The following is a 22183-nucleotide window of genomic DNA, read 5'->3' as shown; positions in this document are numbered from 1 at the left end:
CACTTGCTCCTAGAATTGTCGCTAGTTCTTATGTACATAGTTCTGCACTTTTTTCACAGAGGTTGACAGCAGAGAAGAAATAGAGTATATCTTCTGTAGGATTTGCAAGCGTTTGCAAAGATACTTCTGCGTATAATGGTAAGGTATATGCTCATGACTGAGAAGTTGGCCTATACAAATCCAGTGCTACCAGGCTTCCACCCTGATCCGAGTGTGTGTCGTGTTGGCCAGGAGTATTACCTGGTGACGAGCAGCTTTGAATATTTTCCCGGCGTCCCTATCTTTCATAGTCGTGATCTGGTCCACTGGCGCCAGATTGGGCATTGTCTGACACGTGCCAGCCAGGTGCCGCTGGCGAATATTGGCGCTTCGCGAGGTATCTTTGCGCCGACCCTGCGTTATCACGCGGGGCGTTTTTATATGGTGACGACGAATGTTTCATCCGGTGGCAACTTCTTTGTGTATGCAGATGACCCGGCTGGTGAGTGGTCCGAGCCAATCTACCTCAAGCAAGGGGGCATCGATCCTTCGCTCTGTTTTGATGAAGGGCATGTATATCTAACCAGTGCCGCTGCGTGGGAGCCCCATGGGATCTTACAATGCGAGATCGATCTTGCTACCGGAGAGCAGTTGACTGAGACGCGCACGATCTGGGCTGGCACGGGCGGGCGCTGGCCGGAGGGACCACATCTTTATCATCTAGGTGAGTATTATTATCTGATGATTGCCGAGGGGGAACTTCATATGGGCATATGGAGACGCTGGCGCGCAGCAAGAGTCCGTGGGGGCCGTTTGAAGCCTGTCCACATAATCCAATCTTGACCCACCGGGATGTGGATACCAATCCCATTCAATGTACTGGCCACGCGGATTTGGTCCAGGCTCACGATGACAGCTGGTGGCTCGTGTTGCTCGGAGTACGCCCGCGCAATGGCCAGTATCACCTTGGCCGTGAAACTTTTCTCGCACCAGCTAGCTGGACTCCAGACGGCTGGTTCCAGGTTTCCTCGGATAAAATGCTCGCTCTCACCATGCAGGCCGAGACACTGCCATCCTATATCTGGCCGAAAGAAGATGCGCGCGATGATTTTGACGAACCCGGTCTGCGTTTCTGCTGGAACTTCTTGCGCAACCCCGATGCCGCGAGCTGGTCTCTCAGCGCGCGTCCTGGTTGGCTGCGCCTGTATGGCTCAGCGCTCACCCTCAATGATCTGGCCTCGCCTGCCTTCGTGGGCCGGCGCCAGGAGCACTTTGCCTGTTTAGTCAGATCCCATCTGTGCTTTATTCCCGCCCGCGACGGTGAAGAGGCCGGTCTGACTATATTGATGAATGATCAGCACCACTATGAGGTTGCGCTCACCCGCCTGGAGGGCCAGGTGCAGGTAATTGTGCGCCGGCGTATCGGCGATCTCAGCGCGCTCGTTGCCTGCGAGCGGGTCGACACAGAAGAACTGGAATTGATCATTCAGGCCGACGCAGATATGTATACCTTCGCATATGCCCTGCCTGGCCAGGATACGCGTATCCTGGCCAGAGGTCTGGCGCGCTACCTTGGAAGCGAAGTAGCCGGCAGCTTTACCGGAGTCTACCTTGGTATGTACGCTACCAGCAATAACCAGGATCCAAGCGCGCCAGCGGATTTCGACTGGTTTGATTATGTGCTGCTGGAGTGAGGTGTCTGGTACTCAGCGACGCTCTTTAACACATCGGCTGACTCTCTTGCAACACAGCCGAAATCAGTTTCCATTCGTGACACTTTGATCAAGAGTATGCGATGGCAAAGAGCATTCAATGCCAATTGCATTCAGGGGAAGAAGCCTCTCACTCCGCGTGTTATAGAGAAGTAAGCAGTCAAGCTTATAGTAGAGATATGATCTTTCAGCATTCCACCTATAGCACAAAGGAGATCTAGCGTGCGAGCAGATATTATTCCCGGTGCGCAATTTCCCGACTATGAACTGACCGATCACACCAGAACACGGCGTAAGCTTAGTGAGCTACAGGGCATCGATCCGATGATCCTGATTCTCTCACGTGGACACTACTGTCCCAAAGACCACCAGCAGCATCTAGAACTGGCCGCGTTCTATCCCAAAATAGCCGTCGCTTATACCCAGATCGTGACTATCTCGACGGACAATATTCTGGAGTCAAACGAGTTTCGTAGCGCGGTGGGGGCGCAATGGACCTTCCTCTCTGACTCAGGTCGCAAGGTTCAGCAAGACCTGGATATCCAGGAATACACCGATCCCCACCATAATCCTATGATCCCACATACCATCGTATTGGAGCCAGGGCTGGTGATCTACAAGATCTACAATGGCTACTGGTTCTGGGGGCGTCCGTCGCCTGACGATCTGCGTCAAGACTTACGCGCCATTATGCAGAAGACGCGCCCCGACTGGGATCTCGCCAAACCCGGTCTCCGCGAGAACTGGGAGAGCGACAAGACCTTGCATTACCCCTACAAGGCAGTCAGGCAGTAATCTAAGTGCTCTTGTGGATAAAGGGCATGCCAGCCGCTGGCATGCCCTTTATCCACAAGAGGTGGCCTTATTCGTGAGGAGAGAGTTTGTACCAGGTATCGTGTGACTACGTAACATGTTGTTACCCGCATATATGGATCTACGGCATGTATCACGCGATCCTTGACGAACACTATGGGTGCGCGCTCATCGCGTTGTAAAGGTAAATGACTGCAACATTTGCATAAAGCTCACATTTGCCTGGCCAAATGTTGCAGTTGGCCCATAGTACTCTACCTCATACGTCACGGTATTTTTCGCCTGAGGAGGGAAGTTTGTCACGAGAAGGAAAAGATTCCCTTGCACGCCAGGATCGGTAATCGCCAGGCTTCCCGTTGCGCTCCGCTGAATCCAGGTCACTTTGCCCGTGGTGAAGGTTTGGGGAGCGGATATGTCCTGTGCGTTTGCCAGCAGCGTGCCCTTGAAGTGGGACATGGCTTGATCGGCCACCACACTGGCATCTGGCTCACCTGCTCGATCGGGATCGGCAAAGATGGCCAGCACATTTCTCCCCTGAGGATCGGCAAACGTCACCTGGTTGCCCGAAGCGTGCACACCCCAGTTTGATGGGTAATTGAGTGTGAAGCCCGCTCCTTGGTACGTTCGCAGCGTCACTACCGGAGCTGACTTTGGCTGCGGATCACTTGTGGTAGTATCGCCGCAGGCCGCCAGCGCCGTTAGCAGGAACCAGATGCTCAAAGCCAGCGTTGTGTACCGGGTAGCCCGTTTCCAGAACAAAATCATAAGCGAAAGATGCTCCTCTTGCTCTTAATAGTGTCCACTCATCCCGTTCCGCTCACAGTGGTACAGAAGAAAAGTATACGGTTTCTCTCCGGGAAAGCCACGGCACATACGAAGCATCCAATCGACAGGTAAGGGGCAGGTTCCTAAAGGACATGCTGTCTCACTGCTGATCAAGTGTCTTCTATCTGTTCTGGTTTGTTTCCCCACCGGCTTCTATCATTTGTCTATAGCCGTACTCGCTCACATGAATGATGCCAGCAACGCCGGAGCTGGCATCTGGTAGAGATGAATCGCGGCATATACCAATCAAGGATGAGAAGGTATCAATGAAGCAAACGCTATATGTGAGAAAGGAGGTAACCAGGAGCGTTTGCCTTAGTTTCACCCAAAGGAGGGGGAGAATGCGCGAATTTAAGCGCGATTTCTCTGAGAGCGGATTGCGAAGATCCCTGTTTAAAAGGCCACTTCGCAGTCTGGGTTTGCTTACCTGTATGCTGCTCATCGCCATGAGCAGTCTTTTTCTGTGGGTGACGCCCACGCACGCAGCCTCGTATTGCCAGGTGACTTACACGGTGACCAACCAGTGGACTGGTGGCTTTGGGGCGAGTTTCACTATCCAGAATACCAGCGGCTCCACCTGGAGCAACTGGACGTTGACCTTTGCCTTCCCTGCTAGTGGCCAGCAAGTCACACAGGTCTGGAATGGCAACTATACGCAGTCCGGTCAGAACGTCTCGATTACGAATCTGTCGTATAATGGTTCTGTCCCGGCCGGTAGCACAGTCAGCTCAGAGCCTGGCTTCAATGGCTCATGGACGACGAGCAATCCCGTGCCGACCAGTTTCTCTATTAATGGAAATGTTTGTACTGGTTCTGGCGGTGGCACTCCCACACCAACGCCCACTAATACGCCCACCAACACGCCGACCTCGACACCGACCAGTACACCAACTGGCACGCCGACCTCGACACCGACCAGCACGCCGTCCCCAACCCCGACCGGTACTCCCGTGACGGGTGGTGGTCACGTGCAAAACCCGTATGCTGGGGCGCAGGGTTTCCTCAACCCCAACTATGTTGCGGAAGTGAAGGCCGCTGGGGCCTCTGTGGGTGGCACGCTTGGTGCGAAGGAGGCAGCGGTTGCCAATTATCCAACGGCCATCTGGCTCGATAGCATGGCGGCAGTCACCGGTGGAACAGGTTACACCTCTAGCCTGCTTGATTACTTAAAAGCCGCGGAGGCACAGGCGGCCAGCAGCAGCCAGCCGATCATAGTGACCATTGTCGTTTATGATCTGCCCGATCGCGACTGCGCTGCCCTCGCCTCCAACGGTGAACTACAGATCGCCAACAATGGCCTGCAGACCTACGAGCACAATTACATTGATGTGATCGCGTCTGATTTGAGCCAGTCGCAGTTCTCCAATCTGCGTGTCTCGGCGATCATTGAGCCAGATTCCCTGCCGAACCTGGTCACCAACCTGAATATTCAGAATTGTGCTGACGCGAACTCCAGTGGCGTCTATGTGCAGGGGATTCAGTACGCGCTCAACAAGCTACACGCGATCCCGAACGTGTACAATTTCCTCGACATCGCTCACTCTGGCTGGCTCGGCTGGAATAGTAACTTCCAGCCATTCGTCAATCTGGCCACTAATGTGGCAAAAGGCACGACCGCGGGAGTGAGCAGTCTCGATGGCTTTATTAGCAACACGGCCAACTACACGCCAACCGTTGAGCCATACATGACTGCCAACCAGCAGGTTGGTGGTCAGCCAGTGCGCTCGGCGAGCTTCTTCCAGTGGAACACGTACATTGACGAACAGAGTTACGACGTTGACATGCGCAATGCCTTTATCGCTGCTGGCTTCCCCAGCACCATTGGCATGCTGATCGACACGTCGCGTAACGGTTGGGGTGGTTCTAAGCGCCCGACTGGCCCGAGTACCTCGACCGACTTGAACACGTTTGTCAATGCTACCAGGATCGACCAGCGTATCGCCAAGGGCAACTGGTGCAACCAGCCCGGCGGCATCGGCGCTCGCCCAGTCGCCAATCCAGCAGCAGGCTTTGACGCCTATGTCTGGATCAAACCACCCGGTGAGTCCGATGGTTCTAGCTCACTGATTCCGACTGGTCCGAACAACCCGACTGGTAAGGGCTTTGATCGTATGTGCGACCCGACGTTTGGCGGAGATGCGCTCAACAACAACATGCCTACTGGTGCCATGGCCAACGCCCCGGTCTCGGGAGCCTGGTTCCAGGCGGGATTCGATACGCTCGTCTCCAACGCCTACCCGGCTTTCCCGTAAATTGGCTCCCCCCTTTTCGTGCTGGCAAATTCCAGTAAACGGCTCATTCATTCCCCCATTATTCATAGGGGGGAATGAATGAGCCGTCTTTCTATTCACTTTCTATTCACTTTCCCCTTTCTTGTTGATTTCTCTGATGCTTCATGATAAAGAGTTGTAAAGGGGAAATGGAATAAATGGGTGAAAACAATTAATTGGGATAATTCATTGCAGAAGATTTTGTGAGCAAGATGCTACTCAATCGAACGTTTACGGCAAGAGGCTATTGGAGGGACCTATGGCATCTAATCATCGTCTGAAACAGGTGCGTGAACTACGAGGTTGGTCGCAGGCAAAGGTTGCTGAACAAATCGGTACAGACGCAACAACGGTGAGTCGCTGGGAACGTGGACTCTTTTCGCCCACTCCGTATTTTCGCGAGAAACTCTGCACACTTTTCGACCAGAATGCTGAGGAGTTGGGGCTACTGGAGAGTTCGCGTCGATTATGCGAGGAAGGATGTGGTGATCTACCTCTCCAACCACCTGCTATCCTGTCCTCACCACACGCACATGGGGAGCAGTCGAGAGAAGAAATTTGCGAGGAGGAGGCCGTTCCGCCCGTTGTGCCTTCCTGTACGTATATCGTTCATATACGTCCGGATCATAAGACGCTAGGTATTGCGTTGGCCCTGCTTGTTATCTCAGCCTTTTTTCTAGGGGGCTTTTCCTTCAAAGAGATGTATCCTCTCGTTTTACCCTCATCCTCAGGCGTTCATGCTTCCTTGCCCACCCAGGAAAACGTAAGCACCAAGGGAAGGGTGCCTGATAGATCAAGTAACCGTACAATACCACTCTTGACACCTACACCATCCCCTGTCCCATCTCCTACGCCTGCGATATCTTCTGTCTCCGTGATACCCTCATCTTCCTCTCTCGAAGCCGAGGCCGATCCCAGGAATTTAACTCCTCAGGAGTGTAGTCTGGAAACACTTGGCTACAGATGCGATGTGAAACTCTGGTTCTATACCAACGGACAGGGGGCGTCATCCTGGATCTGGAAAACCGGACCCGCGACGCTCCCAGTGCAGTTTACCCCGCTTCAGGGAACAGGTCAGCCAGGGCAACCGTGCCAGTTGACGCTCTATATCCATAGCACGCCGGGCCAGCGTGGCCAACTGACATTTACAATTACTTCCTCGGTCGGCAACGCTACCGCGATGGTAACCTGGCAGGGATAGAACGTGTGGGCTTTCTTTGGAGGGGTCCTACGCCTCGCGAGGGTATTGCTCACCCACTGCGATCCTCGCTGAGGCATCTCTCTGGAGGATGCAACGATAACAACGAATAGGCTCGTCTCAATGTTGAATAATCAAACCAATCAACGTCGAAACGAGCCTATCCGTTTTGTTTCACTCCTTTTGTCTTGCTCTTTGCTCCACATAGGTAGCCAGAAAAATCAGGGATGACTTATTGCTCGCGATCTAACCGCTTACCAGGCGGAGGGGGGCGGAGGGGGAACGACCGGGGGCCGATCGTTGCAGGTGATTGTGTTCGGCAGCTCCCATGGCGCGAGCCAGGGACCAGTGGTCCCACCTCCAGTGTTGCCGCCGAGGTCGGTCACTTGGAACTCTGAACCCGCCGACGTGAAGTGGAAGGAGCCGCAGTTGTTGATGCCGACGGCCCCGACGTTGCGCGCGATGACGTTTTGGAACGTCGCGTTTCCGGCGGAACGCGCACTCAGCACTGATGTGCCTGCTCCATCAACGTGGATGTCCTGGAAATGGACGTTCGAGATGGAGTAGAGATCCTTCACTGGGAAGTCGGAAACCATTAGGATCGCGTTATACGTGTTCTGCAGGAAGTTGTCACCAGTAACCTCGATGTCCGCTGTGAGAGAGCCTTCGAGCGCGTAGAGCCAGATCGCTCCAAGGCCAATCTGCCAATTGAGCTCGAACGAGCCGGCCCGCACGGTCGTGTTATTAGTGAACCGGAGGTAGCCGGCGAATGGAGTCGAGCCGAAGCGCGATCCCGCATGGAGGCCGCTGCCCTCACGCACGGGGTCAGCGACGATGTTGTTCGACACGGTGTTGTTGTGGCCTCCGTAGATGGCGATTCCGTTCGCGAGCACCGGGTTTTGCACCGTGTTGTGGTCGAACATGTTGTTGGCGTCCTCGATTCCAGGCTGCCCGTCAACCGCTTGCGACCACATTGCGAGTCCGTCATCACCCGTATTGCGAATGAGCGAATTGACGACTCTCGAGTTTGTCACTCCCTGGTGGAAGTTGATGCCGTCCGCGATCTGGTCCGCGATGACCGTGTTCTTGACCTCCACGTTGTTCATCGGCCCGTCGAGCCAGATGCCAACTTTCGTGTGATGGATGTAGAGGCCATCGATCGTCGAGTCGTTTAGCGCCCCGCCGATACCGTTCACCTGATCGGTGTCGATTCGCTCTCGGACGTCGCCCTCGATTGCGAAGTTCGACAGGTGTACGTTGTGGCTCCCGCCATCGGCTGCATACTTGCCGTAGAAGCCGACGCCCGTGTGCACGGAGCCGTCGGGGGCCGGTGAGGTGAGCGTGACCTGATGGCCTTTGACGATCGACCACCAGCTGCCAGCGCCTTCGACAGTGACATTATCGACGATGATGTGCCTGTTCACCTGGAACGTGCCGGCCGGGATATAGACCGTCTTCCCTGAGGCTTTCGCCGCCTGAATCGCGCGATCGAACGCATCCGCGGAGTCGCGCATGCCGCTCGGATCGGCGCCGAAGGTGGTCACGGAAACGGAGCCCTGCGGCTGCGGTGCGGGATCGGCGATCTCCTGAAAGTCGGCGAGGTCGATGACCGTCCACGCTGCGTTCGAATCGGCAGGCATGGTCAGGTGGACGACGTCTCCCGCCTGGTAGGTGTTATGGAGCAGCAGGCGCTGCTCGTCGTAGAAGTGCATCGGCCTGAACGGTTTCGTTATGGTCGGTGGCGGTGTCGTAGAAGCCGGAACGCACGAGCACTCGGTGATCCACCAGTCCGGGTGTAGCAAGTCCGCATTCGGGTCGTTTGTGAACGGATATTGGTTGTAGAGCCATGAGTACTTCGAGGTCAGCGCGATCGTATGCGGATGCGTGTTCTCATGGCCGTTGTGGTCCACGCTCACGGTCAACGGGCCGTTGATTCCGCCGCCGGTCGGAGCGTCGGGGATCGCGTAGCGGATAGTCACCGCGTTCGCCCGCTGCGTGAGCGTGAACGCGACGGACTGGCCAGGCGTGAGCCGCACGGCTTGCCGGCCTGACGCCTCGCTCGATAGCGTGTAAGCCGACGTGTCGAACGGGAGTATCGTCCCGTTCGTTGTGGCGTTCTCGGCCTCCTGCTGGACGATACCGAGCTGGGCGCCGCGTCCTGCGACGAGCGACGGATCGATCGCGGCGACGGTCACACGCGGGGAAGTCGCGGCTCTGACAGCCGCGTGGGGAAAAGGTACCAACAGACTGACGGCGCTTACCAGCATAAGCAAGGCAACAAGCCCCGCCAACCTCTTTTTGCGCCTCGTGCGCACAATGTCTCGCATAAAATATATTCCTTTCCGCTTATTCCATTAAGGTCCTGGAAGTATATCCTGCTGGGTATTGATCCTCCTTCCATCCAAAAATGTGGGCATTGCAAAGCCGCTTTTGTAAAAAAGAGCATGTATGTTGGTTGAATCAATTCCTAGAATTGCGACAAATAATAATGTAGTCCTTATGTCATATCGTAAGCATGTCAGATAGCATCTTTCAACAGAACGTGCTCGAAAAATAGATCATGTAAGCCATACGTCTAGAAGGACAGGGAGAAAAACGAGCCGTGATATGGGTGGTGAGTTCGCATAAAATGCTGTGGCTTAAAGTGTTCCCTGGCTTCTGGCACACCACAAAGGTATCAGCCTCATAGCTTCAAAAGACACCTCCTCGCAGAGCGTTTCTTCGTCAAACATCGACAAAAGAATAAAAGGAGCCAGAGAAAGAGCTATTGCTCAAATGGAGAAGACATACGAATTGCAAACGCTCCCATTAAGCAGAACGGTCATTCATAGAGAAAAAGGGGTAACGTTTACTCTTCCTTATAGAGAAAAGTAACATAGAAAAACATCATTGTCAAGAAAGCGAGGGTGTTTCTCTTTCTGCTTTCTAAGATTGAGCAGTCAGGTCTGACTAAAACCGAATATCAGGCCAGGTTAATTGGCATTTTAGATCACTTTGCGTCTCCATCTGGAAAAGCAAATTAGGTAAACGTTTACCTAAAAAGCATATAATCTCCCTCACCAGGAAGCAAATGTGTTTCCTGGTAGGATGAAAAGTTCTGGAGTGACACTCCGGGAGACGCAAACTTTGCCTCTCTCTACAGTTAGATAAAAGGTTTGAAGACAGAATACAGTTTAGAATGCCCCTGAGGGCGCCATCCTACTATAAGGGAAGTGTAGTTAGACCTTGGTATAGAGGTCTAGACATATTGACATTTGAGAAGGAGGATAGGTATATTTTGTAGAGCGCTAGTATTGTGTAGGAATGCTGATAAGGCGCTATACACACCTGGAAAAGACAAATACATTAGGAGGATTGAATGTGTCTTGATGCAACTCCATTGGGGGAGAAGGAGTGTCTCATGCTATCGACGGATTAATGATGTTTAGTCAACCCGCATTAAGGGGAAGGAGCCTGTTGCATTTGTTTGTGTCCGACCGACAAAAGTATCAAGGAGGATTATATGTTCTGGTCGACCTTTTTGCGCAAAGTACCTGTACAAGTACTTCATATTACTGTGATCTGTATTGTTATCGTATGTAATGTCTTCGCTCTCTTCTTGAGTACGTATCAGGCGCATGCTGCTGGCGAAGCGGTCAGTGTGTGGCTCACCACCGGCGATCTGAGCACACATCTTGCGCAACAATCTAATCTCACGTTTGCCACTGGCAGTGGTTCTGGAAATGTGATCACCGTCAACGAGAACCAGACCTATCAACAAATGGATGGCTTTGGAGCCTCTTTTACAGACTCCTCGGCGTGGCTTGTCTACAACAAGATGAGCAGTAGCCAGCGTTCTACGTTGATGAATAATCTCTTTAGTAGCAGTAGCGGCATTGGTCTGAACTTTCTCCGCCAGCCTATAGGCGCTTCAGATCTAACGCGGCCAGCTCCTACCGTGGGTGAATATTCGTATGATGACATGCCCAGTGGACAGACCGATCCGACGCTGGCGCACTTCTCCGTCGCCCACGATTCCGCCTACATCATTCCAGTGCTCCAACAGGCGTTGCAGATCAACCCCGCTCTCAAGATTATGGGTACGCCCTGGAGTCCTCCTGGTTGGATGAAGTCGACTGGCTCGATGGAGGGTGGCACACTCAACACGAGTGCCTATAGTGCCTATGCCAACTACTTCGTCAAGTACATTCAGGCATATCAGGCACAGGGACTGCCTATCTATGCCATTACACCGCAAAACGAGCCTCTCTATGTGCCCAATGGCTATCCTGGGATGTCTTTTCCGGCGAGCGATGAGACCAACTTTATCAAAAACACCCTGGGGCCAGCCTTTGCCAGTAACGGCATTACAACGAAAATCCTGGGCTACGATCACAACTGGGATCAACCAGGCTATCCTACCACCATTCTGAATGACTCAACCGCCAATCCCTATACCGCTGGTACCGCCTGGCACTGTTATGGTGGTACCGTCGATGCGCAGACGGCGGTGCATAACTCGTTCCCCAACAAAGATACCTGGGAAACCGAATGTTCTGGTGGATCATGGGAAAATAGCAATGGCTTCCCCAACACGATGTCACTGCTGATCGGCGTTGTGCGCAATTGGGGCAAGTCGGTTGTCCGCTGGGGCATGGTGCTCGATCCCAATGGCCAGCCTAACCTCGGCACAGGTGCGGCCTGCTCCACCTGTCGCGGTGTTGTCAGCGTGGATCAGAGCAATGGCAACGTCACGTATAACGGAGATTACTATGGTCTGGGGCAGGCCAGCAAGTTCGTCACCCCTGGTGCCTACCATATTGATTCCAGCGCTGGCAGCAATGGCATTCAGGATGTCGCCTTCAAGAATCCCGATGGAACCAAAGTACTGGTTGCCTATAACTCCGCATCCAGCAGCCAGACCTTCAATGTGCAATGGGGCGGGGAATCGTTTGCCTATACGCTGCCGGCAGGTGCGGCTGTAACCTTTAAATGGAGTGGAACACAAACGGGTGGTGGTTCTGGAACTCCGGTGGGCCATACCATCTGGCTCAAAACAACGAACAATAACAACTATGTGAGCGCCCGAACCGACCAAACGAATACGCCCCTGGATGCAAATGTGACCCAGGTGCAGGCCTGGGAAGAGTTTGATGTGATTGATGCTGGCAATGGACTCATTGCTTTGAGGGCACACGCGAATAACAACTATGTGAGTGCCCGCAAAGATCAAACCAATTCGCCGCTGGAGGCAATTGCTACGCAGGTACAGGCCTGGGAACAATTCAGGTGGCTTCCACAGAGCAATGGGACGGTCGCGTTGCAAGCCGTGGCCAATAACAACTATGTGAGCGCCCGAACCGACCAAACGAATACGCCCCTGGATGCAAATGTGACCCAGGTGCAGGCCTGGGAGCAATTCATATGGGGGCAGGTGTCGTAGTGAAGCAAGGTTGTGCGATTGAGTGGTGCGATGCATGTTGCGGCTAGAGACGACTCTCAGAGACCCGTTCTTTTGGTAGCACAAAAAGGATCTGGCAGAATACTTCTGCCAGATCCTTGCATGAGCGATACTTTCCGTTGTCAATGTACTGCCTTTCTAAATCTACTCAAAAGTGCTTACACACCCTCAAATAGATTCAATTGCTGCACTTGCCCCTTACAGGAAGCCCCTTTGACTTCTACGCCGCTTTGGGTCGCATGCAGCACACCGCACTCAGGACGAGCCTGAGTGTGTGGCTCTTGCCGAGCAAAAAACCTCGTCAGGATATTGTGCGCACTATTCTCATCGCGATCCATAACGAGTCCACATTCGACGCAACAATACGTTCTCTTCCACAGTGGCATGGCTTGCAGATTCCCACAGCCACTACACTGCTTGGAGGTATTGCGCTCATCTAAAAAGTGAAGGTCCTTCCCGTACAATTGGCTTTTGTAGGTGAGCATTTGAATGAAAGTGTACAAGCCCCACTCATTGAATACTGCACGATTGAGGTGTTTGTTGCGCTCTCGATGCTCTTTCGTGACCATTTGTCTTTGGGAAAGGTCCCCAACCACAACGGTTCTCTCAACCAGTTTGTGGGCTATCAAGTGTGACGCTTTATGAAGACTATCCTGTTGTTTATTGCGTTTTTTCTGGGAAACGCGCTTGTAGATCTTGCTTAAGTGAAGATATCGACGTGATTTCTTTTTGCACTTGTCACGCTTGGAACGAATCTTATCCAGTTGTTTGTTGTGCCAACGTGCCCCCTTGAAGCCGCCAATGGTATAGACTCTGCCTTGCTCATTGACGCCTGTTGCCAGGGTCTTGATGCCGAGATCAAAAGCAACCGTTCCTTCTGTTTCGTGTCGTTTCTCGTTGCGCTCTCTGACAAATGAGGCAGAGTAGTTGCCTCTGCCATCGCGACTGATCGCCACTTCTCGAAAACCCTCTGGGGGCGCTTCTGTGAGGCGTGCAACAATGTTGGGATACACCTTTGCACCATGTTTGCCTCCACCACCAGTAGGCAGAATGAGCGTATCGCCTTCAATCTTGAGATACATTGCAGGATAGCAGAGCGTGAAAAAGCAGTGACGTGGGCGTACTCGCGGGAATCCTGGCGTCTCTCCTGCTTTGACTCTGCGATAGAAGGCTTTCATCGCACCATGAAGGCGGTAGTAGACCTCTTGCAGCAGTTTCCCATAGACCTGAACGAGCTCAGGATCATGCTGTTTGCTCTCTTGCAAGCTTCGTTTAGCTTCGTAGAGATCCCACTTCTCGCCCTCTCTGAGCCGCATCACCCACCAGTTGTACAGCCCTCTACACTTGCTTTGCATGAACTCAAGCGTAGCGGCATCCTGCTCGCTCACGTCAATCTTGATCTTTTTGCAAAGCAGCATCTTGTATTGCTTTCTTGTAGGAGCGCAATCCGTGAAGCCGGGCCGAAAAGACGGTCACGATAGCAATCAAATCTCGCACAAGCTCTTGTTCAGGAGAAAGGTTTTCGCCATTGATGACCACGAGTTCGGTATGGTGTCGCTCGCAAAACACTTCAAAGTATTCATAACCAAAGCGAACTAGCCGATCCCGATGGGCAAGAACAATGCGCCGTACCTGACCAAGCTCCACCATCTCCATGAGACGATTGAATTGTTTGCGTTTATAGTTGAGTCCACTACCAATATCTGACATCCATTCATCGACCTTGAGCGAATGCTGGTGACAATAGGCTTCTAACGCTTGTGTTTGATGAAGCAAATCAGGCTTGTGAGCAATCCCAGAGACACGTGAGTAAGCGATGGTGAGGCCCTGTTCTGGCGCTTTCAACCCGCGATACTCAAGGTATTGATCGTGCGTATAGTAACGCCTGTTTGATTGTGGAGAACGGTGAGCAACTAATTTGCCTTCACGGTCCCATTTTTGGAGCGTTTTGGTGGACTTGCCAATAAGTTTTCCGAATGCCTGGATATCGTATGTGTTCTTCATAAACACACTTTAACACAATTTAGTGCTTATATCAGAACTGTTTCATAACCTCCTCTTCTCTTCTTCTTCGGCACAACAAAACCGGAAAAAGAACGCACCATTCATCCCCTTGTTTAAAAACCTGTCTTTTACCCACATTTTACAATAGATATCAGGTGTGAGCTTGGAGCTGCTGTTGATGGGCTTTTCTTTTCAATGAAAATGGTCTGTGCTCGAGCTCACTTAGTAAAATGTGGGTAAAAGACAGGCATCAATGACTGGGGCTTTCTCGCCACGTTCTCTGTAAGGACATAACACCAGCGGGTGGGATAGCGAGACGATGGATCCCGGCTGTGAGATGTAACGTTTCGGAACGTACCAGATGACCCTGGCAGTCAAAGGTTTTCACTGCGCGCTCACCTGTATCAGTGGATAGTTCAAGAATGAGGCGTTGTTCAAGGGTGCCATTGACAATAAGCAGGTGTGTAGGAACCTCGCCGATAGGTTTAAGGACAGTATCCAGGTAGGCCGCAATTACCTGTTTCGTAGGAGTAGAGGCGAGTACGACAGGGTAAGAAGATTCGGGATTGAGGGGCATCAACCTGCCATCCAGAAGCACATCGCGATGTTCACGCCAGAACGAGAGCCAGAAGCGCACAATGTTGCGGTGTGACTCAGGCAACTGATCGAGCAAGATCGAGATTTGAGGTACCGAGAAAAGAATATTGATGAACTGTAAGGCGACCACCTCAGGAATTTCATCTTTATGCCACATCAGCATATCGGAGTGAGCAGCCGTCGAGCCGCAGAGTAAGCGAATATCCAGAGTGCGTACACGGTTCGTCACAAACTCATAAGGGCAGTCACTGGCGCGAAACATATTGCCATATTTACGCATCAGAGGGCCAACATAGGATTGGCGGAACTCGATCAAGATATCTGGCTTGAGGACGTGCAGGCGTGTCATGATATCGGTAAGCAAGCGATCGACAGCTTTGTTTACCGAGAGTTCATCCTGACCTGGTTGTAAGGAAGCAGGTTCATTGTTGGAGGGGCGGAAGCTATCCACAAAGTCCAATTTAAAGCCATCGAGGTCCCATTCGCGAACCGCCTGTTCGTAAAGTTGGATCAAATATTCGCGCACTTCGGGGTAGCGTGGATCGACAACACCCGTACTCATCAGACCGGGCATTGTGTAGAGTAAGCGATCTTTAAAGCGTTCCCAGGCCTGGCTATACATCCCAATAAAAGGGACCGAGTACCAGAGAATATATTTCATACCTAGCTTGTGTACGCGGTCAACATGGGCACGCATATCTGGTATTTTTTCGAGCGCCACCTGCCAGTCGCCACAATAGGCATAGCCACGAGCATTATCCGTCGTTTGCCAGCCATCATCCACAATCACTGACTCGCAGCCAAGCGTTTTGGAGATGCGGCACTGCTCTTCAACATTTTCCGGAGTCAGGGCCTGATGAATACTATACCATGTAGAGTACATCGGTAAGCGAGCCTGTTCGGGGACGGGTTGGGGGGTATAGTCGGGTTGTGTTGCCCACCAGTGCTGGACATCTGCGAGCGCCTCATAGTAAGGGATTGCCCGAGTATCGAAGCGTAGCGTTGCCTCATAGCTGGCGAGGAAAGGAGAAGATTCTTGGAAGAGATGGAGGGCACAGTGGAGCATGCCCGTTTCCTCGTTCACACCAACGCGTACTTCAACCGTTTCCAGCGCATCAGAGAATGCAAAGGTCAGGCGATTCTCATTTTGAGCGTTCAGGAGAGAACTGACCGGCATCTGTGAAGTCACCTTTGCTTTATAGCCGCGTATCCAATCGGGCAACAGTGTTTTATTGCGGTCGCTTGCAGGGTGCCAGTGGGTATAAATATCGTGGATGGGGAGTTCCCAGCGCAGTTTGACTTGTGGCAGGTAGTTCGCGGTCTGGGAGTTTGATAGAAGGTGTAAATGAATGAGGTGCACACCATCCGCGAGAGCGGTGGTGGTCAGGGATGCTGTAAAGTGTTCTCCGACATCCTCGACGCGGAAACGGTGGGCGTCCATGCGCAATGCTGGCATTGTTGAGATCTCCATTGTTCGGCTAGATATTGTTGCGTCATCATTAGGAATATAGGTAATAATAGCATGTTTTCAGGAGTAATATGGGGACGAGGGGGGGTGCCATTCCTCAGACTCGCGTAATCTTCTTCTCATCGGAGCATCTCAACCCCAAGGATACGTGAATAAAACGCTATCGCCTGATCCATATCTTGCACAAATAGTTCAAGCCGTACACTCATCTGCTCTGGTGACATCTTCTTTTCTCCTTGTCGATACTGATCAATGAACGATCTCTTCCATCAGATCACTGAAATTACATATGTGTACCAGGTCTTTTCTCTTGAGAGTATAGTGGCTGAGGCACTTTTGCCCACTGATCGAGAGGACAGCTTTTCCAAAGGCCCCTCCTGGCCATTTGTGCAAAGAGAAAACAGCGGTTGCTTACCCAATCTTCACCGCAGTACTCAACTGATGCCAGGAAAAATGCTCCCATCTTTCCGGGAAAGCACCACTAGGCACCGAGTTTGACTTCACGACCCATAATGCTCTTAAAGGACGGGGCCGGTGGGCAACAGTCGAGAGAATATCGGATTCAGTTTGCACACCGTGCTCGCAATGGACCCACACACCCAGGCGATCTTAGGATGTATGATGCTTTCCCCTTTCATTCGCCAACTTGCTCCTGTTGGGGAGACGAAGGCGGAGCGCAAAAAGCGAGCGTGGGAATCGCAGGTCTGGGAAGAGAGTATCCAACAGCAAAACGGAGATTGTCGCCTGGGTGGTACGGGTTTGGGAATCCCAGCCGCCCGAAGGATAGGAGCCGTTGGAATGGATCTTGTTGAGCACGCTGCCGATCATTTGCCCAAGTGAGGCATGGGAGGTGGTGCAATGGTATGGCTGGCGCTGGCTCCTGGAGGATTTCCACAAGGCCCTCAAAACGGGCTGTCGGATGGAGCATCACAACGTGCAAAGCATGGAGGCCCAGTGGAAATTACTCTCTGTGCTGAGTCCCATTGCCTTGCGTTTGTTGGTCATTCGGCACACGGCACAGCAAGTGGGAAACATGCTGGCGACCGACGCGGTTTCGCAAAAAGCCATCCAGGTCATCATCTACTTGGATCGGCGCCACCGCAGCATCACTACCGCCCAAGAAGTGTGGCAAGCCATTGCACGCCTGGGAGGCTATCTCGACCGCAAGAGTGATGGCCCCTGGATGGCAGGCCTTATGGAAAGGATGGATGCGGGTCATGGACGTCTTGGAGGGCGTTCATCTCGCCGCTCTTCTCCATCCTTCATGATTTGTGTGTAAGTGACAGCGCTTTAGCGCGAGGAGCTCTCAGTTGCCGCCAAGCACGTGGGCCTTGAACCATGCGTTGCGAAACGCGCCGCGCGGGTCGAGCCGCTCCACCAAACGGACAAAGTCGGAATGGCGTTGATAGAGCGGAGCAATTGCCGCTGCATTCGCATAGAAGAACTTGCCCCAATGCGGGCGCGCCTCGAACGGGGTCAGAGCGTCCTCGATCTGGATGACCATCTCCTGGACCGCGTCTGGCTCGCGCTTCCAAGTGAAGTGGATGCCAACGCAGTCTTCCTCGTAGTTCATACTCATCCACAGCCGATCCGCAGCCACCCGGCGAATCTCGCTCACCTGTAGGAGTGGTTGGATCCTGTCTGCGAGGGCGCGTAGAGTTTCTATAGCCGCGAAAGCGTGCCGTCGGGGGATGAGATACTCCGACTGGATTTCCTGGCCGCTGCTGGGCGTGTAGCCCATGCGGAAATGCGGTAAGCGGTTGGACCAGAGACCGGGCCGCCCCAACTGCGGTGTACAAGGGGTCGGATCGAGTCCAACGATCGGGTGCCGATCAACCGTTGCGGCAATCGCGCCGAAGAGGTCACCCTCCACCCGGTCAGGTTCATCCATCCGGCTCTTGACCCAGACCTGATCGTTCGTTTGGCCCCAGCGGGTAAAGATGCTGACGCTGTAGCCGCACGAGGTGATCTCATCGAAGTGGTCATAGAGTGCCTTCCAACTGAGCCCCTCGAACACCTGCTGTTTCATCTCGTAGGCCGGCTGCACGTCCAGGGTGATTCGGGTGACTACGCCGAGCGCGCCAAGTCCGACCACCAGGCCGTCGAAGTCGGGATCGCCTCTGGATGCCTTGATGATCTCACCGCTGGAGGTCACCATCTCCAGCCCGGCGACCGCAGTCGCGAGATTGCCACAGGTGACGCCTGAGCCATGCGCCGCCGTCGCTACGGCACCAGCGACGGAGATGTGGGGAAGCGAGGCAAGGGTGTGCAAGGCCACCCCCTCGTCGTTCAATGTCTTGATCAGATTGCCGTATGTCATCCCCCCGCCTAAGGAGACCGTATGTGCTTCATGCTCGACGAGCACATACGCAGGCAGATTCTCGAGCGAGATCAGCTCCGAGGCGTCGGCGATACCGTTGAACGAGTGCCGCGAGCCCAACACATGCACGTTGGCCGCCTTGGCGACGATCTGCTGCACCTGTTCAATCGTCCGCGGTCGGTGTAGCTTCTGTGCCTGATATGTGTAGGTGCCAGCCCAGTTTCTTTCCGGCACAGATATCTCAGTCATTGCCTTCCTTCTTCCTTCATTTTCGACCCCCAAGCCTGACGAGGAGGAGAACGGGCTTCTTTGGGGAAACAATACCTTGTGTCTTCAGCATTGTACCACGAGAAATCGGGTAGTGTCTGGCGTTGGATTATCAAAACGCGCCGTAAAACCCTGGGCTTTAGCCTAGGGATATAAGGCGCGTTCCTTTGTAGGCGGTTTGGGTTGGGTGGATACTGTTGACTTTTTACATCTTTTCTGCTATCATGTAAGATATGAAACATAAGAGAGCGTATAAATACCGCGTCTATCCAACGCCAGAACAACAACATATTGTTGCTTGCACCTTTGGATGTTGTCGCTTCGTCTATAATTGGGCATTGCGTCAAGAGACTGCTGCCTACTACAACGAGCACAGGCGCCTCTACTACAAAGACTTGAGTGAACGGTTGACCGAACTCAAAAAGCAAGAAGACTATAGCTGGCTCTCGGAAGTCTCTTCTGTTCCCTTGCAACAAGCCTTGCGTCATCTGGATAAGGCATTCCTCAACTTCTTTGAGGGACGTGCCAAGTACCCAACCTTTCACAAGAAACGAAACAGGCAATCGGCTACCTATGCCGCCAATGCGTTCATCTGGCGCGATGGGGCTATCACGCTTGCCAAGATGGGTGAACCTCTCGACATACGCTGGTCGCGCCCTCTGCCAAAAGATGCAACCCCTTCGAGTGTTACTATCACTAAGGATTGCGCGAATCGCTACTTCATCAGCATCCTTGTGGAAGATGAGATTGAACAGTTGCCTGCCAATGAGCAGGCGATTGGTGCTGATCTTGGCTTGAAGTCCTTTGTGGTCCTCTCGACAGGCGAAGTGGTGGGCAATCCCAGGTTCTTCCACAAAGATGAAAAGAACCTGGCAAAAGCCCAACGTCGCCATGCCAAGAAGAAAAAGGGGTCCAAGAATCGGGACAAGGCTCGTCTCAAAGTTGCACGCATTCATGCCCGTATCGCTGATCGCCGCCGTGACTTCCTGCAGAAACTTTCGACCCGACTCATACGCGAGAACCAAGTGGTGTGTGTCGAGTCGTTGGCAGTCAAGAATATGGTCAAGAATCCAACCCTGAGCAAAGCCATCAGCGATGTCGGATGGTCTGAGTTGGTGTCCCAATTGGAATACAAAGCCGACTGGTATGGTCGAACCCTGGTCAAGATTGACAAGTGGTACCCATCGAGTAAGCGCTGTTTCGAGTGTGGGCATATCCTCGACTCCTTAACACTTGATGTCCGTCAATGGGACTGCCCTGAATGTGGTGCCCATCATGATCGCGATATCAACGCAGCAAACAATATCCTTGCCGTGGGGCTCACGGTCAATGCCTGTGAAGAGTCTATAAGACCTGGCGCGGTGAAAACCAAACCAGGCAAGGCTCGACGAAGCAGGAAAGCCTGGAGGTGACTCTAGGAATCCCCTGGCTTTAGCCATGGGGAGGATGTCAAGAGTGGTTAAAAATCCCCTGCCACGCCACCGCCAAGATTATCGCGCCCATCTCCGTAGTGTATCTTCTGACCTCCCGATGGAGGTTGAGCGACTGCAAGGCGTCCACCCAATCCGAGGAGTCGCCTGATGAAACCAACGATGCACCCAAGAACGACGAGAACTGCGATCCCACCCAAGAGTATCAGGAGCATTCCCCCATTACCAGAACTTGCACTAGAGCGGCTTTGCAGAGAGGTTTCCAGAGATTGAATGGCCGCAAGCGTCGCTGAAGTGAAATGATTGCCGACAGCCGCGTTTTTGAAAGCCTGTCCAGCCGCGGTATATTGCGACTTTGACAACGGAACTTGGGAACCACCAACTACCGTGAAGTAGTGATGCGCGACATCAATGGCAATCACGATCAACTGTTTACTGGTCAAATGAGCGCTGACCGTGCGTTGCACAAAGTCAGACGCCGTTCCGCTGAACGTGCTGGTAGTATAGACATCGAGCGGGTAGGCGAGCTTTGATCCCTCATATATCACTTGCTGGACATTGAGTACTTCTACTGGATCGCTGACGCGGACGGTATCGGCCTGCGCTGGTAACGAGGAAGCAAAGAACAGACAACAGGCGGCGATCATGGCAAGCAAACTCAAACTCAGGTGGCGCGCTCGCCATAGAAGATGCTTTTTCATTATGATTTTCTCCTAGGGTTAGATCTGCATCGCATACGTGAAACGCTCAAAAGCAATGTATTAAAAATCAGAGATTATGCGGTGCGACGTCCCTACACAGTACAGAAAACGTTTTACAGCCTCTGCTACGGCCCTTCCATTAGCGAACCAGCCAGACCTGCACGGTGTGATCGGCGCTGGCGGAAGCGATATACTGACCATCAGGGGACCAGGTAATGGAGTAAACATAATCATGATGGCCGCTATACGTGAACACATTACCCCCAGTGGTCGCGTCCCAGACTTGCACCGTCTTGTCGTAGCTAGCAGAGGCAATGTGCTTACCATCAGGCGACCAGGCAACGCTGCTCACGCTTGCATGGTGTCCCCGGTAGGTGAATACCATCTGGCCAGTGCTGGTATCCCAAACCTGAGCGGTCTCATCAACGCTGCCCGAAACAATGCGTTTGCCATCAGGCGACCAGGCAACCGCGTAAATCTTGTCGGTATGCCCCTTATAGGTGAGGATCGTTTTACCACTTGTGGCATTCCAGATCTGGATGGTGCCATCAAAGCTCCCGGAAGCCAGTTTCTTTCCATCAGGCGACCAGGCGATGCTACTCACTGTATCACTATGTCCCTGATAGGTAAGCACATGAGCGCCAGTCATGGCGTCCCAGATCTGCACAGTTTTGTCATAACTGGCAGAAGCAATATATTTTCCGTCAGGCGACCAGGCAAGGGAGAGGATGACATCCTGATGCCCTTTATAGGTAGCGATTCTCTGCTTGCCGACGACTTGAATGACATCCACATCATTGCTATTTCCGCCAGCGGCGATATATTTCCCATCGGGTGACCAGGCAATCGCATTCATGACGGTATAACTGGCATAGGTCATCTGTTTTTTGCCAGTCACGGCATCCCAAACCTGCGCCGAGTCGTCGCCAAGTCCGCCTGCGGAGACGATTCTTTTCCCATCAGGGGACCAGGCAACCTGCCAGACCACTGATGAATGTCCTGTGTAGCTATAGGGATTGATATGGAGGGGTACAATAGTCGGGGTCAGAGTGGAAGAGTTCTGGACACCGTTGCCAGCGTGCGACTGGAGACGGGGCAAGATCAGGAAAAAAAACTTCCTCCAAGAAGAGCCAGCAAGACAAACGCGCTGATGCTTCCA

General features: G+C 52.9%; 17 protein-coding genes and 1 pseudogene. 9 read left to right on the top strand and 9 right to left on the bottom strand.

All coding sequences use genetic code 11. The annotated features are described in order from the left end of the window. Window positions 1–135: 135 nt before the first annotated feature. From JMJ16_RS19410 to JMJ16_RS19400, 3 genes and pseudogenes are all read left to right on the top strand, one after another. Window positions 136–938, top strand: a pseudogene (locus tag JMJ16_RS19410) (glycoside hydrolase family 43 protein); the annotation flags it as partial. Between the two features lie 78 nt (window positions 939–1016). Then, window positions 1017–1673, top strand: a complete 657-nt coding sequence (locus JMJ16_RS19405; protein ID WP_374229079.1) for a hypothetical protein — start codon at window positions 1017–1019, stop codon at window positions 1671–1673. Between the two features lie 240 nt (window positions 1674–1913). Further along, complete coding sequence (locus JMJ16_RS19400; protein ID WP_201384144.1) at window positions 1914–2486, top strand: peroxiredoxin; 573 nt, start codon at window positions 1914–1916, stop codon at window positions 2484–2486. Between the two features lie 186 nt (window positions 2487–2672). On the opposite strand, the gene JMJ16_RS19395 is transcribed toward JMJ16_RS19400, so the two are convergent. Further along, entirely contained in the window at window positions 2673–3269 is a 597-nt protein-coding gene (locus tag JMJ16_RS19395; protein WP_201384142.1) for a hypothetical protein, read from the bottom strand. A 401-nt stretch (window positions 3270–3670) separates the two neighbouring features. On the opposite strand from JMJ16_RS19395, the gene JMJ16_RS19390 reads away from it, so the two are divergent. Both JMJ16_RS19390 and JMJ16_RS19385 read left to right on the top strand, forming a co-directional pair. Next, the gene (locus tag JMJ16_RS19390) at window positions 3671–5581 is read left to right on the top strand and encodes a glycoside hydrolase family 6 protein (RefSeq protein WP_201384140.1); all 1911 of its coding nucleotides are present in this window, start codon (window positions 3671–3673) and stop codon (window positions 5579–5581) included. 277 nt (window positions 5582–5858) lie between these two features. After that, entirely contained in the window at window positions 5859–6800 is a 942-nt protein-coding gene (locus tag JMJ16_RS19385; RefSeq protein ID WP_201384139.1) for a helix-turn-helix transcriptional regulator, read from the top strand. 251 nt (window positions 6801–7051) lie between these two features. Here the strand turns inward: JMJ16_RS19385 and JMJ16_RS19380 are convergent, their stop codons facing one another. Beyond that, window positions 7052–9124, bottom strand: a complete 2073-nt coding sequence (locus JMJ16_RS19380; protein ID WP_201384136.1) for a glycosyl hydrolase family 28-related protein — start codon at window positions 9122–9124, stop codon at window positions 7052–7054. 1175 nt (window positions 9125–10299) lie between these two features. Here JMJ16_RS19380 and JMJ16_RS19375 point away from each other — a divergent pair. Next, window positions 10300–12219, top strand: coding sequence for a glycoside hydrolase family 30 beta sandwich domain-containing protein (locus JMJ16_RS19375; RefSeq protein ID WP_201384134.1), 1920 nt, complete (start codon window positions 10300–10302; stop codon window positions 12217–12219). 176 nt (window positions 12220–12395) lie between these two features. Here the strand turns inward: JMJ16_RS19375 and JMJ16_RS19370 are convergent, their stop codons facing one another. From JMJ16_RS19370 to JMJ16_RS19355, 4 genes are all read right to left on the bottom strand, one after another. Then, complete coding sequence (locus tag JMJ16_RS19370; RefSeq protein ID WP_201384132.1) at window positions 12396–13655, bottom strand: RNA-guided endonuclease TnpB family protein; 1260 nt, start codon at window positions 13653–13655, stop codon at window positions 12396–12398. After that, window positions 13627–14241: an IS607 family transposase gene (locus JMJ16_RS19365; RefSeq protein ID WP_201378186.1), complete on the bottom strand. Its 615-nt coding sequence runs from the start codon at window positions 14239–14241 to the stop codon at window positions 13627–13629. Before JMJ16_RS19365 ends, JMJ16_RS19370 begins: the two co-directional genes overlap by 29 nt. 250 nt (window positions 14242–14491) lie before the next feature. After that, window positions 14492–16294, bottom strand: coding sequence for a glycoside hydrolase family 36 protein (locus tag JMJ16_RS19360; protein WP_201384131.1), 1803 nt, complete (start codon window positions 16292–16294; stop codon window positions 14492–14494). A gap of 131 nt (window positions 16295–16425) precedes the next feature. Beyond that, window positions 16426–16530 carry a VOC family protein gene (locus tag JMJ16_RS19355; protein WP_201384129.1) on the bottom strand — a complete coding sequence of 35 codons (105 nt, stop codon included), beginning with the start codon at window positions 16528–16530 and terminating at the stop codon, window positions 16426–16428. A 310-nt stretch (window positions 16531–16840) separates the two neighbouring features. Here JMJ16_RS19355 and JMJ16_RS19350 point away from each other — a divergent pair, with 310 nt between their 5' ends. Together JMJ16_RS19350 and JMJ16_RS19345 are read left to right on the top strand one after the other, a co-directional pair. Then, window positions 16841–17146: a hypothetical protein gene (locus tag JMJ16_RS19350; protein ID WP_201384127.1), complete on the top strand. Its 306-nt coding sequence runs from the start codon at window positions 16841–16843 to the stop codon at window positions 17144–17146. Next, window positions 17100–17585 (top strand): hypothetical protein, encoded by a 486-nt coding sequence (locus JMJ16_RS19345; protein ID WP_201384125.1) that lies wholly within the window; start codon window positions 17100–17102, stop codon window positions 17583–17585. Before JMJ16_RS19350 ends, JMJ16_RS19345 begins: the two co-directional genes overlap by 47 nt. Before the next feature lie 27 nt (window positions 17586–17612). Here JMJ16_RS19345 and JMJ16_RS19340 read toward each other — a convergent pair whose 3' ends face one another. Then, window positions 17613–18875 (bottom strand): D-arabinono-1,4-lactone oxidase, encoded by a 1263-nt coding sequence (locus tag JMJ16_RS19340; RefSeq protein WP_201384123.1) that lies wholly within the window; start codon window positions 18873–18875, stop codon window positions 17613–17615. 251 nt (window positions 18876–19126) lie between these two features. Between JMJ16_RS19340 and tnpB the strand changes: the two genes are divergently transcribed. Continuing rightward, the gene (gene tnpB / locus JMJ16_RS19335) at window positions 19127–20305 is read left to right on the top strand and encodes an IS200/IS605 family element RNA-guided endonuclease TnpB (protein WP_201384121.1); all 1179 of its coding nucleotides are present in this window, start codon (window positions 19127–19129) and stop codon (window positions 20303–20305) included. 47 nt (window positions 20306–20352) lie between these two features. Here tnpB and JMJ16_RS19330 read toward each other — a convergent pair whose 3' ends face one another. After that, window positions 20353–21024 (bottom strand): hypothetical protein, encoded by a 672-nt coding sequence (locus JMJ16_RS19330; RefSeq protein WP_201384119.1) that lies wholly within the window; start codon window positions 21022–21024, stop codon window positions 20353–20355. 139 nt (window positions 21025–21163) lie between these two features. Beyond that, window positions 21164–22123 (bottom strand): WD40 repeat domain-containing protein, encoded by a 960-nt coding sequence (locus JMJ16_RS19325; protein ID WP_201384117.1) that lies wholly within the window; start codon window positions 22121–22123, stop codon window positions 21164–21166. Window positions 22124–22183 lie beyond the last annotated feature (60 nt).

The organism is Ktedonobacter sp. SOSP1-52, assembly GCF_016587395.1.
The sequence above is the reverse complement of the archived record's forward strand: the minus strand, read 5'-3'. Positions and strand labels throughout refer to the sequence as shown.

What these genes read in the sequence shown, in the direction of transcription:
- JMJ16_RS19370 (WP_201384132.1), bottom strand. Translation starts at nt 13,655, where the DNA reads ATGCTGCTTTGCAAAAAGATCAAGATTGACGTGAGCGAGCAGGATGCC.
- JMJ16_RS19330 (WP_201384119.1), bottom strand. Translation starts at nt 21,024, where the DNA reads ATGAAAAAGCATCTTCTATGGCGAGCGCGCCACCTGAGTTTGAGTTTG.
- JMJ16_RS19380 (WP_201384136.1), bottom strand. Translation starts at nt 9,124, where the DNA reads ATGCGAGACATTGTGCGCACGAGGCGCAAAAAGAGGTTGGCGGGGCTT.
- JMJ16_RS19405 (WP_374229079.1), top strand. Translation starts at nt 1,017, where the DNA reads ATGCTCGCTCTCACCATGCAGGCCGAGACACTGCCATCCTATATCTGG.
- JMJ16_RS19360 (WP_201384131.1), bottom strand. Translation starts at nt 16,294, where the DNA reads ATGCCAGCATTGCGCATGGACGCCCACCGTTTCCGCGTCGAGGATGTC.
- JMJ16_RS19355 (WP_201384129.1), bottom strand. Translation starts at nt 16,530, where the DNA reads ATGTCACCAGAGCAGATGAGTGTACGGCTTGAACTATTTGTGCAAGAT.
- tnpB (WP_201384121.1), top strand. Translation starts at nt 19,127, where the DNA reads ATGAAACATAAGAGAGCGTATAAATACCGCGTCTATCCAACGCCAGAA.
- JMJ16_RS19390 (WP_201384140.1), top strand. Translation starts at nt 3,671, where the DNA reads ATGCGCGAATTTAAGCGCGATTTCTCTGAGAGCGGATTGCGAAGATCC.
- JMJ16_RS19365 (WP_201378186.1), bottom strand. Translation starts at nt 14,241, where the DNA reads ATGAAGAACACATACGATATCCAGGCATTCGGAAAACTTATTGGCAAG.
- JMJ16_RS19375 (WP_201384134.1), top strand. Translation starts at nt 10,300, where the DNA reads ATGTTCTGGTCGACCTTTTTGCGCAAAGTACCTGTACAAGTACTTCAT.
- JMJ16_RS19340 (WP_201384123.1), bottom strand. Translation starts at nt 18,875, where the DNA reads ATGACTGAGATATCTGTGCCGGAAAGAAACTGGGCTGGCACCTACACA.
- JMJ16_RS19385 (WP_201384139.1), top strand. Translation starts at nt 5,859, where the DNA reads ATGGCATCTAATCATCGTCTGAAACAGGTGCGTGAACTACGAGGTTGG.
- JMJ16_RS19395 (WP_201384142.1), bottom strand. Translation starts at nt 3,269, where the DNA reads ATGATTTTGTTCTGGAAACGGGCTACCCGGTACACAACGCTGGCTTTG.